This is a genomic window from Halomonas sp. NyZ770, from assembly GCF_020616575.1.
In the GTDB taxonomy this organism is placed as follows: Bacteria; Pseudomonadota; Gammaproteobacteria; order Pseudomonadales; family Halomonadaceae; genus Vreelandella; species Vreelandella hamiltonii.
In genome coordinates this window covers 3334495-3350290 of record NZ_CP085143.1, presented here as the reverse complement: position 1 = coordinate 3350290, position 15796 = coordinate 3334495, and the positions used below count along the sequence as shown (strand labels likewise).

Below are 15796 nucleotides of genomic sequence, written 5' to 3'. Positions count from 1 at the left end.
CAAGTCTGGTCGGCATGTGCCGGGTTATTGGGCGGGCCACTCGGGAAGACGTTTTTCCCGGTAAACATCGCCGCGGTAGTCCACGTGCAGCAATACCGTCTGCTCATCGGCATTGCTGGCGACCCACTCCATGTGTCGGCCTTTGAACTCCAGCAGCGTGGCATCGAGGTAGCCCTGCTCTGCCAGTGAATCGATCACGCTCTCTTGCGCCAGGCTGTCCAGCGTTTCGTCACGGTGGGGGCGGTCATGGCCTGGGCGCTTGATATGCCAGCTCAACAGTTCGCCCTGTTCATCGATGTCGCTGCGCACCTCGAAGCCATCGCTGTTGATGCTGGTGATACGGAATGTGGCGTCGCGGCGCTTCAGCTCCACCATGTCGCCGAACGCTCGCTCTGCCAGCAGTTGCTGGATGGCAGCCACGTCTGGCGCACGCACCGATGGGCGCTGAGGTTCGGCGTCCTGGTCACGCTGCTGTGGCGAGCCCACCACGGCCTCGGTGATGGTGTCGCCTTCCAGGCGGCCTTCGATGCGGATTTCGTCACCTACCTGAAAGGTCTGTTCAAGCGCTTCGGCAGGGCGAACCAGCAAACGGCGGTCGCCCTCGTCAATGATGAACAGATCATCGAAGCGCTCGACGATTTCGGCGTTGAGTTCCACGTTCTCCTGCGCGGCCAAGGGGGTGGCGAGCGCCAGGGTGCAGACGGCGGTCAATAGGGTTTTTAAAGGCAGTTGTGGCATGTCGATATCCTCTGATGGTGAAGTGAGGCATGCTTGTGGTGCGCTAGCCCCTCAGGTAACAATGTGAACTTTAAGCAATAGGGGCTGAACCCTGACTAAATCGCTGGTTCAAGTTTGATTCAGGTTAGGCATATCCCATGGAGAGACAGCAGATATGAAATACGATGGCGTGAAGTGGGTACTGGCTGCCTTGGGGGCAGCCGTGTTGGTAGGGTGCAGCAGCGCGCCTGAGCAGGAACGAATCGAAGCGCCGCAATCCACGCTGTCGGGGCCGGTCGTCGAGCAGCGCTGGAACCTGCTGCTGGTGGGGACCGATGAGCGTTTGTCGATGCCCAGTACGCCATTTTTCCGCATTGGGCGTGACGGCAAGGTGAGTGGTTCGGATGGCTGCAACCAGTTTACCGGTACGGTCAGCCTGGGAGAGAGTCAGCGCATCGAGTTCGGTGGGCTGGCGTCGACCCGCATGGCCTGCCCGAACATGGAAGATGCCAAGCGGGTCACGGACATGCTGGATAACGCCTACCGCTACCTGATCGACCATGATCGGCTGGTATTCTTCGGCCCGGATAGCCGGGTGCTGGGCGGCTGGCGCAAAGCCAACGGCTAGCAGCGGCAGGGGCGGTGTTAATGCGTGAAGGGCGGATTGAAGCGGGCAATGAAGCGCGCATCGATCCGCTTTTTCCATTCCCATACCCAGCGGCCTGAAAAACCGATGGCGCCTCGACTGGCAATGGCGCGACCGTCCCCTGTGCCAATCAGTGCCAGCACACGCCTGGGGGGCTTCCAGGTGGCCAGCGGGGCGCCGTGGCAAGCGGCTCGCAGGTTGTCGGCCAGCACGGGCCCCATGTGCACTGCGTATACGCCGGCCTTGGGCAGTGGCGGCGTGTGCTGGGCCAGCGCTGCACAGTCTCCCGCCGCAAATATCCCCGAGTGGCCTGTGACTTCGAGGGTCGTGTCCACGCTGATGAACCCCCGTTCGTTGCGGGGCAGCGCGGTTTTCTCGAGCCAAGGCTGGCCCACGGCGCCGGTGGCCCAGAGCACGATATCGGCGTCGATACGCTGGCCTGCTTGCGTATGCACGCCGCCCGCCACCAGGGCGCTGCCCCGTAATCCCGCGTGTACGGCAATATCGGCCCGTTGAAGTGCGCGCAGCACCAGTCTGCGCGGTAGCCAGCCAGCGCCAGGCAGCAGCGAGGGGGACGCGCTGATGATGGCGCCTTTCCATGCTACGTCGGGACGCCGCTGGCGCAGCTGTGCCAGTACGCTCATCAGGGTTTCACAGCCCGCCGCACCGCCCCCCACGCTCACCACGTTCTGCCGTGTGCCGGGAGGCAGCCGGTCGACATCCTCCAGCAGCGCCTGCCAGCGATGGTGCAGGGAACCGAGTGGCCGCATGGCCAGCAGGGCGGGCAGCGTGCGCTCAGCGTTTTCGGCGTGCTGAGGCTGCTGGAGAGTTGCGCCCACGTTGAGCGAGGCCACGTCGAAGGCCACCACATGGCCGTCCTGCAGAGTGACCTGGTGTTTCGTGGAGCACAGGGCCACGGCCGGTGAGGTGATGAGACGAGCCCCCGCCCGCTGGCAGAGCGCGGCGATATCCAGCTGGGTGTCGCGCAGCGTGCACTCCCCCGCAAGCCAGGCAGGCACGCCACCGGAATAGGCGGCAAGTGGACTATCGCTGACCACCGTGAGCGATATCGTCGGGTCCGGGCGCTGGGCAAACGCTTCCAGCACGAAGGCGTGGGCGTGGCCTGCGCCGATGAGTAGCAGCCGCTTGGGTGGGGGCATCGGGAGTGCTCTCTTGTCGAGGGCTGCAGGGCAGCATCAAGGGCAAAGAACGCACCGGTTCTTGCCAGCCTGCTTGGCAAGATAGAGGCCCTGGTCGGCGCGTTCAAGCCATTGCCGAGGCGATTCATGGGCGTGTACCAGCGTGGCTCCCATACTGATCGAGACCGGCGCAGCCACGGCGAAGCGGGCGCTTGCGACGGCTAGCCGTACGCGGTTGGCAAACTGCAAGGTGCCCTCATGGTCGAGCTCCCTGGCCAGAATCATGAACTCTTCGCCGCCCCAGCGGCCAAGGTGGTCTCCCTGACGCAAGGTGCCCTGCACCACTGCGACCAGATCGCGCAACACATCATCGCCTACCGCATGTCCATGAGTGTCATTGATGCACTTGAAATCGTCGATGTCGAACAGAATGAGCGCCATGGTGGTGTGGGTAGGGTCGATACTGTCGAGCACCAGTTCGGTATAGTAACGGTTCCAGCACTGGGTAAGGGCGTCCTTGTGCGCCAGGGTTTCCAGCCATTGATTCGTGGCGACGAGCTGCTGGTTGAGATTGGCGATTTCGATGGCCGTGATGACCGAGGTCAAGTCATCGGCCAGCTCGGCAAGGCTGTTGATCTCGGACGCGAGCCAGTAGCCGACAGGAGTATGCGGGCAGCTCAGTTCGGGCAGCAGTGGCACGGCGTGACGACGACGAAACAGCATCAGCCACGCTGGCTGTGCGTCGGCAACATGAACACTGACGGCAATCCCGCCCGCGCACTCGCCATCGAGCTCGATGGTCTCCGTGTCATCCAGCGGTGCTGCCAGGGACGCGATGGCCGCTAGAAGCTGGCACTCAGGGGGGCACTGGCCAAAGCAGGCCAGCTCTTCCTGATAATAGAGCGCTATGCCGACCGCTTGAAAGATGCGACACCAGCTTTGTCCGTGACGTTGAACGAGATGGTCGATACTGCATGTGTGCTGCATGTCTTTGAGAATGGAGCGTCTTCGCCGCCTCAGGCGTATACGCCGCTCTGTTGCATTGGCGGCCTTCAAAAGACGCAGGCGCTGGCTGGCAAGGTCGATGAAGAGCGTGATCCACTGGGTTTGCTCATGAGTATCCGGCGTTGGATAAGCCACATAGCCCCAGGTGTCGAACTCACCTTGGATATCGCGATAGTCCAGCCCGAGCGTGGACAAAGAGGCAAGCGAGGTGATGAGCCGCAGCGCATGGGGGGCTGCCTGTTGGCCAGCAGGCGAAAGATAGTAGGTCAGGTGCAGTGCTTTGGCGTCGTGAAGACGGTACAGGGCGATGGGCTGCTGACGGTTGATATGGTAAAGCGTGCTGGCCAGCCCCTTCAGCAGCGTATCCGGGTCAGGGGCCGAACCAAGGGTCGATAACGCACGGTGCAGATAACTCGGTTCAGGAAGATAAGGCGTCTGGCTCATCCTGGCAGACTCCTGGCGCGCTAGTGGCCGTCTTGCGTATCTGTGGGGTGCGTGGGGGTGCATGCACGGTGTAGTTTAATTCGGAATTGAAGTAATGATTCAATCAGAAGGTTAACCGTTATTCAACTCTTATTGAAGAATCACTTCACATTGGCGGCATGAATGAAAAAAGCATGTTTGCCGAGCGTTTGATAGCCGCCATGCAAGCGGCAGGGTACGAAGCCCGACCCTCCGTTCTGGAGCGTGAATTCAATCTGCGCTATTGGGGAAAACCCATCACCTTCCAGGCGGTCAGGCGCTGGTTGCGGGGAGACTCGTTTCCAAGCCAGGAAAAGCTGCTGGTCCTGGCCCAGTGGTTGTCCGTCTCTCCGCACTATTTGCGTTACGGCGCGGCTGAGGTGGCGGGTGTCAAGGAGCCCGCCGCCGCCTGGCAGGTATCCCCCGATGCCGATGAGCTGAGGCTGTTGGCCCTGTATCGCCAGTTACCCCAGGCACAGCGGAAACTGGTGCGCGACATCATGGAAAACTTCGTAAACGACCCTCAGCACCCCTGACCCATCGCATCCAGGCGCCCCTGCCCACGTTGGTCATTCGCCACGGCGCCAGTGAAAGTAGCGGTTCAACCAGGCCAGCACACGCTCGGGTTTGTGCGCGTTCTTCCATACGCCTGCGGTGGCCTTGGCCGCTTCGCCCAGGGTGGGGTAGGGGTGAATGGTGCCGAGCAGCTTGTTCAGCCCCAACCCGTGTTTCATGGCCAGGGTGAATTCGCCCAGCCACTCGCCAGCGTTTTCCGCCACGATGGTGGCGCCCAGAATCTTGTCCTTGCCGGGCACGGTCAACACCTTGATGAAGCCTTCGGTGGCACCTTCGGCAATGGCGCGGTCGCTGTCGCGCATGGCGTAGCGGGTCACTTCGTAGGCAATGCCTTTGGCGGTGGCCTCTTTTTCATTCAGCCCCACCCGCGCCACTTCCGGCTGTACGTAGGTCACGGCGGGCATGAAACGGTAATCCACGGCGAAGCTTTTCAGCTCGCCAAACAGGGCGTTGACGGCGGCGTGCCAGGCCTGATGCGCTGCCGCATGGGTCAGCTGATAGGGGCCTGCCAGGTCGCCGCAGGCCCAGATGTTGGGCACCCGGGTTTGCAGCCGCTCGTTGAGGGCCAGGGTGCCGGCCTGGGTCGTACTGATGCCCAGTGTTTCCAGCCCCAGGCCTTCCACGTTGGCCTGACGCCCCGCGCTGACCAGCAGATAATCGAACGCCAGCGTCAAACGCTCCCCCTGGTGCTCGATGACGAGCTGGTGCGCACCGTCTGCCTGGCTGACTTCCAGCGCAGTGGCGCCCGTCATCACCGTCACGCCTTCCCCGGAGAGCGTGCCTGCCACATGCTCGCCTACCTCGCTATCTTCCCGGCCCAACAGCTGGGGCGCACCTTCAACCAGGGTGACCTGACTGCCCAGCCGGGCAAAGCTTTGGCTGAGCTCGCAGCCAATGGCGCCGCCGCCCAGCACCACCAGGCGCTTGGGCAGCTCGGTGAGCGCCCACAGGTTTTCCGAGGTGAGCAGCGGCGCGTGCTCGATGCCGGGCAGCGGCGGCACCCGTGGACGAGCCCCCGTGGCCAGCACGATATGGCGCGCGGTGAGCGTGGTATCCCCCACGCGAACTTGCCAGGGCGTGACGAGCTGGGCGTGGTCCTGATACACCGTGACCCCCAGCCCGGTATAGCGCTCGACGCTGTCGTGGGGCTCGATGTCGGCAATGGCTTGATGGACATGGCCCATCACTTTGGCAAAGTCCACCTCGGGGGCACTGGCGCTGACGCCAAACCGATGGGCGGTGCGAATCTCGTGGGCCGCCCGTGCCGCCCGTATCAACGCTTTGGAAGGCACGCAGCCGGTATTCAGGCAGTCGCCGCCCATCTTGTGCTTTTCAACGAGGGCTACCTTGGCGTTGACGGCGCTGGCGATGTAGCTGGTGACCAGTCCCGCCGAGCCACCGCCGATCACCACAATGTCGTAGTCGAAGCGCTCAGGCCGGGTAAAGCCCTTATAAGCCTTTCGCGTTTGCACGGCAGCGGCAATACGCCGGGCCAGCCAGGGAAACACCGCCAGCAGTGCAAACGAAGCCAGCAGCCCCGGCGAGACGATTCCCCCCAGGCTCTCCAGCTCACCTAGCTGGCCGCCCGCGTTCACATAGACGGCCGTGCCCGGCAGCATGCCCAGCTGGCTCACCCAGTAAAACGTGGTGAGCTTGATTCGCGTGAGTCCCATGACCAGATTGATCATGAAAAACGGGAAGATCGGCACCAGGCGCAGCGTGAACAGATAGAACGCGCCGTCTTTCTCCACGCCTCGGTTGACCGTCTCGAACTGGCGGGGAAAGCGCTTTTCAATCGGCCCACGAAACAAGAAGCGCGAGAGCAGGAACGCCAGGGTGGCCCCCAGGGTGCTGGCAAAGGAGATGATCAGCAGCCCCCAGCCCAGGCCAAACAGTGCCCCGCCCAGTAGCGTCAACAAGGCTGCGCCGGGCAAGGAGAGCGCCGTCATCACCACATACACCGCGAAGAACAGACCCGCCACTTGCCAGGGAGACTGCTGGAACGCTGCCTGAAACTGGCTGCGATAGGCCTGCAAGGTCTCCAGGGTAAAGAAGGTGTGGGCGCCACTGACGTAAAAGCCCAGTATGGCCAACAGCAGCAGGGTGATGAGCAGCAGGCGCTGACGATTCATGGCAGGCTCCGGCAGAGGAAGAGGTGATGGTCAGTGACGATAAGCGAGAGTGCCTTACACACTCGCTTGATGAAGCTGTTGCCAGCGAAACCAGTCTTCGGGGCGGTCGATGTCCCACATGGTGTCGGGGTAGGCGGCCTCCAGGCCCAGCGCGGCAAGGCGTTCGCGGGTCACGCTCAGCACCTGCTCGGTGCCCCAGGGAATCGCCATGAACAGCTCGGGGTAGTCCTGTTGGCTGCCAATCAGCCCGTAGCCGCCATCTTCGGCGGGCAGAATGACCACATCGAAGGTGGCCAGGGCTGCTCGGCAGCGTCGCAGCATGGCCACGCTGATGCTGGGGCAGTCGGTGCCCATGACCATGGCCGGGTAGCCTGACGTGTGATTCAGTGCCCGACGAACGCGCATGCCCACGTCGCCAGGCTGCTGGGCAGCCAGGGCAATGCCATGCTGCGCCTGCAGCTCCAGAAACAGCGGGTGATTATGCTCCAGCGAGGTCCAAAGCGTGACCTGGCTCGCCCCCAGGGCCTCGCAGGCCGTGGCCACACAGTGGCGCACCATGGTGGCATGGGCATCGGCGGCCCCCTGAGGGCCCAAAGCGGGGATCAACCGGGTCTTGGCGTGGCCGGGCAGTGGGGCCTTGGCCAACAGGTGCAAGTGGGCAGGCAGCGAGTCAACGGGCATCACGGTACTCCTTGGCCAGTTGCGTGGCACTGACGCCACGCCAGTAGCGGTAGCGCAGCCGCCACATCAGGCAGATGGTTGTCCAGGCGCCCTGCTGGTCCCAGCGCCTGCCCGAGCTTACCACTTTATGGGGCAGACAGGCGGGCGGTGAGTACGCCTTCAGGCGCTTGCTGAGTTCGATATCTTCCATCAGCGGCTGGTCGGGAAAGCCGCCCAGCGCAAAAAACGTCTCACGACGCACGAACAGCCCCTGGTCGCCGGTGGCGATGCCGCTGAGCCGAGAGCGTCGGTTCATCAGCGCGGCGACGAGCGGCAGCCAGCGGCTTTGCCCTGCCAGACGAATGTCAAAGCGCCCCCAGTGGCGGTGCAGCAGCGCCTGGCAAAGCGCATCGATGGCCCGGGGTTCATGGCCCTGGGGCAGGTGGGTGTCGGCGTGCAGGAACAGTAGCAGGGGCGCTTGCGCCTGCCGGGCGCCCAGGTTCATTTGCCGCGCTCTGCCCGGCGGGCTTTCGAGCACCGCGTCGGCCAGCGGGGTGGCGAGTGCCACGCTGGCGTCGCGACTGCCGCCATCCACCACCAGCACTTCGACGCCTTGCGAGCGTAGCGGTTGCAGGCGCATCAGCGTGGCGTGAATGCTCGCCGCTTCATTGAGCACCGGGATGATGAGCGTCACCCTGGGAAGCCCAGGGCCGTGGTCAGTCGAGGACAAGCACGTCGCCTCCTGCTGCCGAGGCGTCGGCCTCGTCGTGGGTGACCAGCAGGGTCGGCAGCCCGGCGTCGCGGAGCTGCCCGAACACCAGCGCACGCATTTCCTGGCGCAGCGCCGTGTCCAGTTTGGAAAACGGCTCGTCCAGCAATACGGCCCGGGGCTGGGAGAGCAGCAAGCGCATCAGCGCGACCCGGGCTTGCTGCCCGCCGGAAAGGGTGGTCGGGTCACGCGCTTCGTAACCGGCCAGCCCGACCTGAGCCAGCGCATGGGTCACCTGTGCCTGGGGGTGCGGGCTACGCCTGGGCAGGCCAAAGCGCAGGTTGCCCGCCACGCTAAGGTGGGGGAACAGCAGCGGGTCCTGAAACAGCAGGCCGATACCACGCCGCTCTGCTGGCAGGGGGGAGAGCTCGCGCTCGCCCAGCCATAGACGGCCTTCGGCACGAAAGGGGGCGGCGAGAAAACCGGCCAGCAAGGCCAGCAGGGTCGATTTTCCCGAGCCGGAAGGCCCCATGACGGTCAGCACGTCGCCGGGGGCGATGGTGGCTTCGACGTGGAGCAGTTCGCGCTCGGCCAGGAAAATGCGCACCTGTTCCAGGGTCAGGGCATGTCGAGCGGTGTTCATTACCGGGCTCCTTCATTGGACGAGACGCTGCGGGGCACTCCCAGCCAGCGGGGGATCGCCAGCGCCAGCATGAAACCCGCCAGCGGCAGAACGGCCTGCACCAGCGCCCAGACGCCAATCAAGCGTCGATTGCCGCCGGAGGCGAGGGCGACCGCCTCGGTGGTCACGGTGGAAACCCTGCCCGCCCCCAGCAGCTGCGTGGGCAGGTACTGGCTGATGCTCACGGCCAACCCGACGGCCAGCGACGTCAGCAGCGGGGCAAGCAGCAGCGGCAACCGCACCCGCCAAAACGCGCGGTTGGGCGTGACACCCAGCGACTGTGCCATGTGAATCCAGCGCGGGTCGAGCTGGCGATAGGCTTCCGCCAACGACAGGTAAAGATAGGGCAACACGAACAGCAAATGGCCTGCCATCACCAGCGCCAGCTGCGGGCGAATCCCGAGGCTTTCCGCCGCCACGATCAAGCCAAACAGAAACGCAATCTGCGGCACCAGTAACGGCAGGTACAGCAGCCATAGGGCACGGGAAGGACGAATCTGCTGGCGCTGCTCATGCTCCAGCGCCGCGACTACCAGTAGCGCCGCCACCCCCGTGGAGACCACCGCAATGGCCAGGGTCGTCCGCAGGGGGCCTGCGAGTTGAGGGGCGCTGCGCTGCCAGTGGTCCAGGGTCAACGCTTGCGGGAACAGCTCAGGAAAGCGCCAGAAACTGGCCACCGAAAACAGCGCCAGCCCCGCCAGGGCCGCCAGGGCGGCGACGGTTACCAGGGTCAGGCCGCCTCGGCCCGCTATCTTCACTGCCGTGGCACCGCGCTGGCGGCTGCCGTTGACGAGCCAGCCCCGGCTTGACCAGCGCACACCCTGCTCCATGAGCCACCAGAGCAGCAGGGCCAGCACCGTGACGCCCAGTTGCAGCACGGCCGCTGCAGAGGCCATCAGGCGGCGGGTGATGTCCGGGTCGTTGAACCAGCCCAGAATCGACACGCTGAGGGTCGGCGGTAGGCGCGGGCCCAGAATCAGCGCCATATCCACCACCGAGGTAGCGTAGGCGATCACCGCGTAGACCGGCAGCCGAATCAGCGGGTAGAGCGAGGGCAGCACCACCTTCAGCCAGCCGATCACCGGGGTATAGCCCAGCGACCGGGCAAGCCGAAGCCGCTTTTCGGGCTGCAGCTGGGGCAGCGCTGCCAGGCTCATCAGCAGGAGGAAGGGCGCTTCCTTGAGCACCAGGCCAAGGGTCAAGGCCACCCCCCAGGGGTCATTGACCACCAGCGCGTCAGGCGGGCTCTCCCAGCCGGTCAACCAGGGCGAGAAGAGCCGCGCCGTCAGGCCGGACGGGGCGATCAGGAAGGCAAAGCCAAAGGCCACCGCCGCATGGGGAATCGACAGCAGCGGCGACACCCATCGCCGCAGGCTGCGGTCAAGCCAGGTGCCCTGGCTGGCGGCCAGAAACAGCACCACCACCAGCAGCGCCAGGACAGTGCTGGCCAGGCCGCTGAACAGGCTGACCAGCACCGAGCGGCCCAGCCCCGGCTGGGCCATTAGCTGTTGCCAGGGGGCGAGGCTCAGCTGCTCGCGACCAATGACTGGCAGATAGCCAAAGGCGGGCAGCAGCACCATGGCCAGCCCTGCCGTCACCGGCAGGACCAGCAGCGCCACGAGGGTGATGGGCGCCAGCCGCAGCATCATGAACGAAAGGCCATGCTTAGTTGACGCCGTAGCGCTCGAGCCAGGCGGCTTGCAGGGCGGTCATCCAGCTGGGGTGGGGCTCGGCGAGGGTATTGGAGAGAGCGTCGGCAGGCAGGGCCGAAGGATGGTGGTCGCCCTCTTGGAACAGTGCCTGTTGCGCGTCGCTGAGCTGGTCGATGGCCAGCACGCTGCGGTCGCCCCACATGCTCAGCGACTGCTTCTGCGCTTGCGCCTCCGGCGAGAGCAGGAAGTTGGCCAGCGCCATGGCGCCCGCCTTGTGGGGCGAGTTATAGGGAATCGCCACAAAGTGGACGTTGCCCAGGGTGCCCCCTTCCAGTACATAGCTGCGCACGCTGTCCGGCAACTCGTACTCCATCACGGCCACGGCGGCATCGGTGGGGTAAAAGGAGAAGGCCAGGCTGATCTCGCCATCGCTCATCAGCGTGCGCAGGTTGGGGCCGGATGCAGGGAAGCTGCGGCCGCTGCGCCACAGGTGGGGGTGCAGCGCATCCAGGTAGGCCCATAGCGGGGCCGTGATGGCCTCGAAATCCGCGTTTTCGACAGGCTGATAGAGCGCCTCGTCTTGTTCCGTCAGTTCGATCAGCGCCTGCTTCAGGAAGGTACTGCCGGTGAAGTCGGGGATGCGCGGATAGCTGAACTGGCCGGGGTTCTGCTGCGCCCAATCCAGCAAAGCTTCGATGCTCTGGGGAGGCGTGTCGATGTGGGCGCTGTCGTAGAAGAAGGTGATTTGTGCCTTGCCCCAGGGGGACTCATAGCCTTCGGTGGGCAGCGTGAAGTCCGTCACTACCTCGGGGTTGTCGTCGGGGTGGGTGAGGGCGAAATGGGGCAGCGAGTCGGCAAAGGGGCCGAACAGCAGGTCCTGGGCGCGCATGGCGGCAAAGTTCTCACCGTTGATCCAGATCAGGTCGATGCTGCCATCGTCGTGATTTCCCGCCTGCTTTTCCCCCAGTACCCGAGCCACGGCGCTGCTGGTGTCATCGAGCTTGACGTGCTCGATGCGCACGCCGTAGGTGGTACGCATCTGCCCGGCGACCCAGTCGATGTAGCGATTGGTGCGGTCATCGCCACCCCAGGCGTTCCAGTACACGGTCTGGCCTTCGGCATCGGCCAGGACGCTTTCCCAGTCCTGAGCATGCGGCTGAGCGTTCAAGGGCAGAGCCAGCGAGGCGATGGCGAGCGTGGTGGCGAACAGTGCGCCGTGAGATACGCGTAATGACATTATTCACCTCTTAATCAATATTTTACAAAGCTGTTTGCAGACGTTGTAGCTCGCCATGGACATGATCGATGATCGGCAATGAAAGATAATGGTTCACGCGTTCGCGGACATGCTCGATGACTGCGGGATTGGTCAACTCTGCCGACCAGTCCTCTCCCTGACGGGAGCCATCCTGACGCTTCAGGTGCTGCCCACGCCACTTGGCACACCAGGTCAGTGACCAGAGCCAGGTCGCTCGACGGCAGGCGATCAAATGGGTGGCGCTGAGCCCTGTCTGGCCATGGGTATGGTGCATCTGCTGGCGCCAGCGTCGATAAAAGGCGACCACGTCACCCAGTTCCAGTACCGCATGGCTGTGGATGTCCCACGTGGTGGAGGTATACAGCGAAGTGTGGGCCAGGTCGATGCCGGGCAGTCCGTAGCGGCACTTTTCCAGGTCGACCAGGACTGCCTTGCCCGTCTCCGTCACGATGAAATTGCCAGGGTGGGTATCGAAACTGATCAACGTGGGGGTGGCGTCCTCCAGGGCTTTGGGCAGCAAATCCAGCTCCTGCTGAATACGCAGATGAACACTACGGGAGAGCTGTGCCTCGTCCAGCCAGGCTGCCTGCTGGTGAACTTCATCAATCATGGCTTGCCAGGGCGATGCCGGGGCAAGCAGAGGCGCGTGCTGCTGAGGCTGCGGCTGGCAGTGCAGGCTGGCCAGCGCATCGGCAATGGCGGGCAAGTCGTGAGGTAACGTCGCCAGCTTCCCTGCAATGGCATCCACCAGTAAGGCGCCTCGGGGCAGTGCCTGGGTTGGTGGCAGCACATGGTGCAGGCGAGGTGTATGGCCACCCTGGCTGGCACGCTCATAGCAGGCGGCCTGGTAGTCCAGGTTTTCCTGGGGCGGCAAGTTCATCTGGCTCTGCTTGGGCAGCCTGGCGACCCAGTCGCCCCCCGCGCGGTGAATCCAGACATGGTCATGGGCCAGGCCGGTGTCGGCCATGGGGGAGAGCGACCGATAGTCGATCCCTTCGCGCTGCAAGGTCGCTGCCAACGCTTGCAGGCGTGGCTCTGAAAGAGTGGACATAGTCGTCATTCTGCCTGGTTGAGGCCATGGTGAAGCCGATGGATGAAGTGGTCACCGATGACGCTTGGTGTTTGTCATGGTGAATACCTTACACTGTTCATCCTGAAAAAAGATGACGACCGTGATGATGAATTTTCAGAGACGCTGACCAAAACGGCACCCCAGGGGGTGCCGTCGTGTCGTGCATCAGCGGTGCAGCGTTACATGGCCGCAATCTTGGCCTGCTGCTCTTCCAGCAGTTGCCGGGTGGCCTGGAACTCGGCGAGTTTTGCCCGCTCCTTTTCCACTACCGCCACGGGGGCCTTGGCAATGAAGCCATCGTTGCCCAGCTTCTTCTCGATGCCGCCAATCAGCTTGTCCTGCTTGTCGATCTCTTTGGCAAGGCGGGCAAGCTCGGCGTCCTTGTCGATCAGGTCGGCCATGGGCACCAGCACTTCCATATCACCGACGAGCTGGGTAGCCGAGAGCGGCGCTTCATCCGGGTTGGCCAGCCACGTGACGCTTTCCAGTTTGGCCAGCTTGGCCAGGAAACGACGGTTCTGATCCAGGCGCTCGGCGTCTTCCGGCTGGCCCTTGGTCAGCAGCACGTCCAGTGGCTTGCCGGGGGCAATGTTCATTTCGGCGCGGATGTTGCGCACCGCGATGATCACGCCCTTCAGCCACTCGATATCCCGGGTGGCCTGCTCGTCGATCTTGCTCTCGTCGGCTTCTGGCCATGCCTGGTGCATGATGGACGCGCCCTCGCCCATGTAGGTGCCCGCCAGAGGGGCGACCCGCTGCCAGATCTCTTCCGAGATGTAAGGCATCATCGGATGGGCCAGGCGCAGGATGGTTTCGAGTACCCGCACCAGGGTGCGGCGCGTGCCGCGCTTCCGCTTCACTAGCGCTTCCGCTTCCGGCGTCCTGTCTCCCGCAGCATTGGTACTTCCCTGTACGTCATCCTCCCACAGCACCGGCTTGGAAAGCTCGAGGTACCAATCGCAGTACTCGTTCCAGACGAACTCGTAAAGCGCCTGGGAGGCGTGGTCGAAGCGGTACTCGTCCATCGCCCTGGTGACCTGCGCTTCGGTTTTCTGCAGCTGGGAAATGATCCAGCGGTCGGCCAGCGAGAGCTCCACTTCCTCGCCCAGGGTGCCGCAGTCTTCGCCTTCGGCGTTCATCAGCACGTAGCGCGAGGCGTTCCACAGCTTGTTGCAGAAGTTGCGGTAGCCATCCAGGCGGTTCATGTCGAACTTGATATCGCGCCCGGTGGTGGCCTGTGAAAGGAAGGTAAAGCGCAGCGCATCGGTGCCGTGAGGCTCGATGCCGTCTTTAAATTCCTCTTTGGTGGCTTTGGCAATCGCCTTGGCTTTCTGAGGCTGCATCATGTTGCCGGTGCGTTTTTCCAGCAGCGCCTCCAGGGTGATGCCGTCGATCAGGTCGATGGGGTCGAGCACGTTGCCCTTGGACTTGGACATCTTCTGGCCCTGGCCGTCGCGCACCAGGCCATGAACGTAGACGGTCTTGAAGGGGACTTCGCCGGTGAATTTCAGCGTCATCATGATCATCCGGGCGACCCAGAAGAAGATGATGTCGAAACCGGTGACCAGCACGCTGGAGGGGTGGAAGGTGTCCAGCTCCGGGGTTTTTTCCGGCCAGCCCAGGGTGCCGAAAGTCCACAGGCCCGAGCTGAACCAGGTGTCCAGCACGTCTTCGTCCTGGGTCAGTACGACGTCAGCGCCGAGACCATGCTTCTCGCGGGCTTCCTCTTCAGTTCGAGCCACGTACACATTGCCGTCGGCGTCGTACCAGGCAGGAATGCGGTGGCCCCACCACAGCTGGCGGGAGATACACCAGTCCTGCAGGTCGCGCATCCAGGCGAAATACATGTTTTCGTAGTTTTTGGGCACGAACTGGATGTCGCCATTCTCTACCGCCGCGATAGCGGGCTTGGCCAGGCTGTCCACCGCCACGAACCACTGGTCAGTAAGCAGCGGCTCGATGACATCGCCGGAGCGGTCGCCGTAGGGCAGCGTGTTGTTGACGCTTTCCACTTGCTCCAGCAGGCCGAGCGCGTCCATGTCCGCAACGATCTGCTTGCGTGCCTCGAAACGGTCCAGGCCCGCGTATTTGGCCGGCAGGCTGGCGTCTTCATCGGGCTGTGGTTGACCTTTCAGGTTGAAAATTTCTGCCTGCTCCAGAATCGTCGCATCTTTGGTGAAGACGTTGATCAGCAGGTGGTTCTGGCGCTTGCCGACTTCGTAGTCGTTGAAGTCGTGGGCCGGGGTGATCTTCACGCAGCCAGAGCCTTTCTCCATGTCGGCATGCTCGTCGGCCACGATGGGAATGCGGCGACCCACCAGAGGCAGCTCGATGAACTGGCCGACCAGCGATGCATAGCGCGGGTCTTCCGGGTTCACGGCCACGCCGGTGTCGCCCAGCAGGGTTTCCGGGCGGGTAGTGGCGACCACCACGTAATCCTTGCCGTCGTCGGTTTTGACACCATCGGCCAGCGGGTAGCGGAAGTGCCAGAAGCTGCCCTGCTGCTCCTTGTTTTCGACTTCCAGGTCGGAAATGGCGGTGTGCAGGGTGGGGTCCCAGTTCACCAGCCGCTTGCCGCGATAGATCAGGCCCTCTTCGTGCAGGCGCACGAAGACTTCCTGAACCGCCTTGTAGAAGCCGTCGTCCATGGTGAAGCGCTCACGGCTCCAGTCGACGCTGGCGCCCATGCGGCGCAGCTGGCGGGTGATGTGGCCGCCAGACTCTTCCTTCCATTCCCACACCTTGTCGATGAAGGCATCCCGGCCCAGGTCATGGCGGGTCTTGCCTTCTTCTACGGCGATCTTGCGCTCCACCAGCATCTGCGTGGCGATACCCGCGTGATCGGTGCCTACCTGCCACAGGGTGTTGTTGCCCTGCATTCGTTTCCAGCGCGTCAGGGTATCCATGATGGTGTCCTGGAACGCGTGGCCCATGTGCAGGCTGCCGGTGACGTTGGGCGGCGGAATCATGATCGAGAATGGTTGGCCATGACCCGATGGCGCGAAGCGATTGTCGGCTTCCCAGCGCTCGTACCAGCGGGTTTCGATCTGTTCGGGTTGGTAGGTCTTATCCATGGAGTCACTCAC

Annotated in this window: 13 protein-coding genes; 2 read left to right on the top strand and 11 right to left on the bottom strand. The window is 63.5% G+C overall.

All coding sequences use genetic code 11. From position 1 onward, the window contains the following. Positions 1 to 24 precede the first annotated feature (24 nt). On the bottom strand, positions 25 to 738 hold the full coding sequence (locus tag LG409_RS15460) for a hypothetical protein (RefSeq protein ID WP_039175254.1): 714 nt from the start codon (positions 736 to 738) through the stop codon (positions 25 to 27). Positions 739 to 892: 154 nt separating this feature from the next. Here LG409_RS15460 and LG409_RS15455 point away from each other — a divergent pair, with 154 nt between their 5' ends. Beyond that, a complete protein-coding gene (locus LG409_RS15455; protein ID WP_039175255.1) occupies positions 893 to 1345 on the top strand; it encodes an META domain-containing protein in 453 nt (150 codons plus the stop codon). A 17-nt stretch (positions 1346 to 1362) separates the two neighbouring features. On the opposite strand, the gene LG409_RS15450 is transcribed toward LG409_RS15455, so the two are convergent. Continuing rightward, a complete protein-coding gene (locus tag LG409_RS15450) occupies positions 1363 to 2523 on the bottom strand; it encodes an FAD-dependent oxidoreductase (RefSeq protein ID WP_227407067.1) in 1161 nt (386 codons plus the stop codon). A gap of 36 nt (positions 2524 to 2559) precedes the next feature. Beyond that, a complete protein-coding gene (locus tag LG409_RS15445; protein WP_227407066.1) occupies positions 2560 to 3951 on the bottom strand; it encodes a GGDEF domain-containing protein in 1392 nt (463 codons plus the stop codon). Positions 3952 to 4124: 173 nt separating this feature from the next. On the opposite strand from LG409_RS15445, the gene LG409_RS15440 reads away from it, so the two are divergent. Further along, complete coding sequence (locus LG409_RS15440; protein ID WP_227407065.1) at positions 4125 to 4505, top strand: transcriptional regulator; 381 nt, start codon at positions 4125 to 4127, stop codon at positions 4503 to 4505. Between the two features lie 33 nt (positions 4506 to 4538). Here the strand turns inward: LG409_RS15440 and LG409_RS15435 are convergent, their stop codons facing one another. From LG409_RS15435 to LG409_RS15400, 8 genes are all read right to left on the bottom strand, one after another. Further along, positions 4539 to 6677: an FAD-dependent oxidoreductase gene (locus tag LG409_RS15435; protein WP_227407064.1), complete on the bottom strand. Its 2139-nt coding sequence runs from the start codon at positions 6675 to 6677 to the stop codon at positions 4539 to 4541. A 54-nt stretch (positions 6678 to 6731) separates the two neighbouring features. After that, positions 6732 to 7358 carry a TIGR04282 family arsenosugar biosynthesis glycosyltransferase gene (locus LG409_RS15430; RefSeq protein ID WP_227407063.1) on the bottom strand — a complete coding sequence of 209 codons (627 nt, stop codon included), beginning with the start codon at positions 7356 to 7358 and terminating at the stop codon, positions 6732 to 6734. After that, the gene (locus LG409_RS15425; RefSeq protein WP_227407062.1) at positions 7348 to 8067 is read right to left on the bottom strand and encodes a TIGR04283 family arsenosugar biosynthesis glycosyltransferase; all 720 of its coding nucleotides are present in this window, start codon (positions 8065 to 8067) and stop codon (positions 7348 to 7350) included. The genes LG409_RS15430 and LG409_RS15425 overlap by 11 nt, the downstream gene beginning before the upstream one ends. Then, positions 8054 to 8689 carry an ATP-binding cassette domain-containing protein gene (locus LG409_RS15420; RefSeq protein WP_227407061.1) on the bottom strand — a complete coding sequence of 212 codons (636 nt, stop codon included), beginning with the start codon at positions 8687 to 8689 and terminating at the stop codon, positions 8054 to 8056. The genes LG409_RS15425 and LG409_RS15420 overlap by 14 nt, the downstream gene beginning before the upstream one ends. Beyond that, the gene (locus tag LG409_RS15415; RefSeq protein WP_227407060.1) at positions 8689 to 10377 is read right to left on the bottom strand and encodes an ABC transporter permease; all 1689 of its coding nucleotides are present in this window, start codon (positions 10375 to 10377) and stop codon (positions 8689 to 8691) included. Before LG409_RS15415 ends, LG409_RS15420 begins: the two co-directional genes overlap by 1 nt. Before the next feature lie 16 nt (positions 10378 to 10393). Then, positions 10394 to 11617 (bottom strand): ABC transporter substrate-binding protein, encoded by a 1224-nt coding sequence (locus tag LG409_RS15410; protein ID WP_189462690.1) that lies wholly within the window; start codon positions 11615 to 11617, stop codon positions 10394 to 10396. Positions 11618 to 11639: 22 nt separating this feature from the next. Beyond that, positions 11640 to 12689, bottom strand: coding sequence for an aminoglycoside phosphotransferase family protein (locus LG409_RS15405; RefSeq protein ID WP_227407059.1), 1050 nt, complete (start codon positions 12687 to 12689; stop codon positions 11640 to 11642). Between the two features lie 200 nt (positions 12690 to 12889). Next, positions 12890 to 15784, bottom strand: coding sequence for a valine--tRNA ligase (locus LG409_RS15400; protein WP_227407058.1), 2895 nt, complete (start codon positions 15782 to 15784; stop codon positions 12890 to 12892). Positions 15785 to 15796: the final 12 nt, after the last annotated feature.

Bases quoted from the DNA above. Each gene is read 5' to 3' on its own strand.
- LG409_RS15460 (WP_039175254.1), bottom strand. From the start codon at position 738: ATGCCACAACTGCCTTTAAAAACCCTATTGACCGCCGTCTGCACCCTG.
- LG409_RS15455 (WP_039175255.1), top strand. From the start codon at position 893: ATGAAATACGATGGCGTGAAGTGGGTACTGGCTGCCTTGGGGGCAGCC.
- LG409_RS15450 (WP_227407067.1), bottom strand. From the start codon at position 2,523: ATGCCCCCACCCAAGCGGCTGCTACTCATCGGCGCAGGCCACGCCCAC.
- LG409_RS15445 (WP_227407066.1), bottom strand. From the start codon at position 3,951: ATGAGCCAGACGCCTTATCTTCCTGAACCGAGTTATCTGCACCGTGCG.
- LG409_RS15440 (WP_227407065.1), top strand. From the start codon at position 4,125: ATGTTTGCCGAGCGTTTGATAGCCGCCATGCAAGCGGCAGGGTACGAA.
- LG409_RS15435 (WP_227407064.1), bottom strand. From the start codon at position 6,677: ATGAATCGTCAGCGCCTGCTGCTCATCACCCTGCTGCTGTTGGCCATA.
- LG409_RS15430 (WP_227407063.1), bottom strand. From the start codon at position 7,358: ATGCCCGTTGACTCGCTGCCTGCCCACTTGCACCTGTTGGCCAAGGCC.
- LG409_RS15420 (WP_227407061.1), bottom strand. From the start codon at position 8,689: ATGAACACCGCTCGACATGCCCTGACCCTGGAACAGGTGCGCATTTTC.
- LG409_RS15415 (WP_227407060.1), bottom strand. From the start codon at position 10,377: ATGATGCTGCGGCTGGCGCCCATCACCCTCGTGGCGCTGCTGGTCCTG.
- LG409_RS15410 (WP_189462690.1), bottom strand. From the start codon at position 11,617: ATGTCATTACGCGTATCTCACGGCGCACTGTTCGCCACCACGCTCGCC.
- LG409_RS15405 (WP_227407059.1), bottom strand. From the start codon at position 12,689: ATGTCCACTCTTTCAGAGCCACGCCTGCAAGCGTTGGCAGCGACCTTG.
- LG409_RS15400 (WP_227407058.1), bottom strand. From the start codon at position 15,784: ATGGATAAGACCTACCAACCCGAACAGATCGAAACCCGCTGGTACGAG.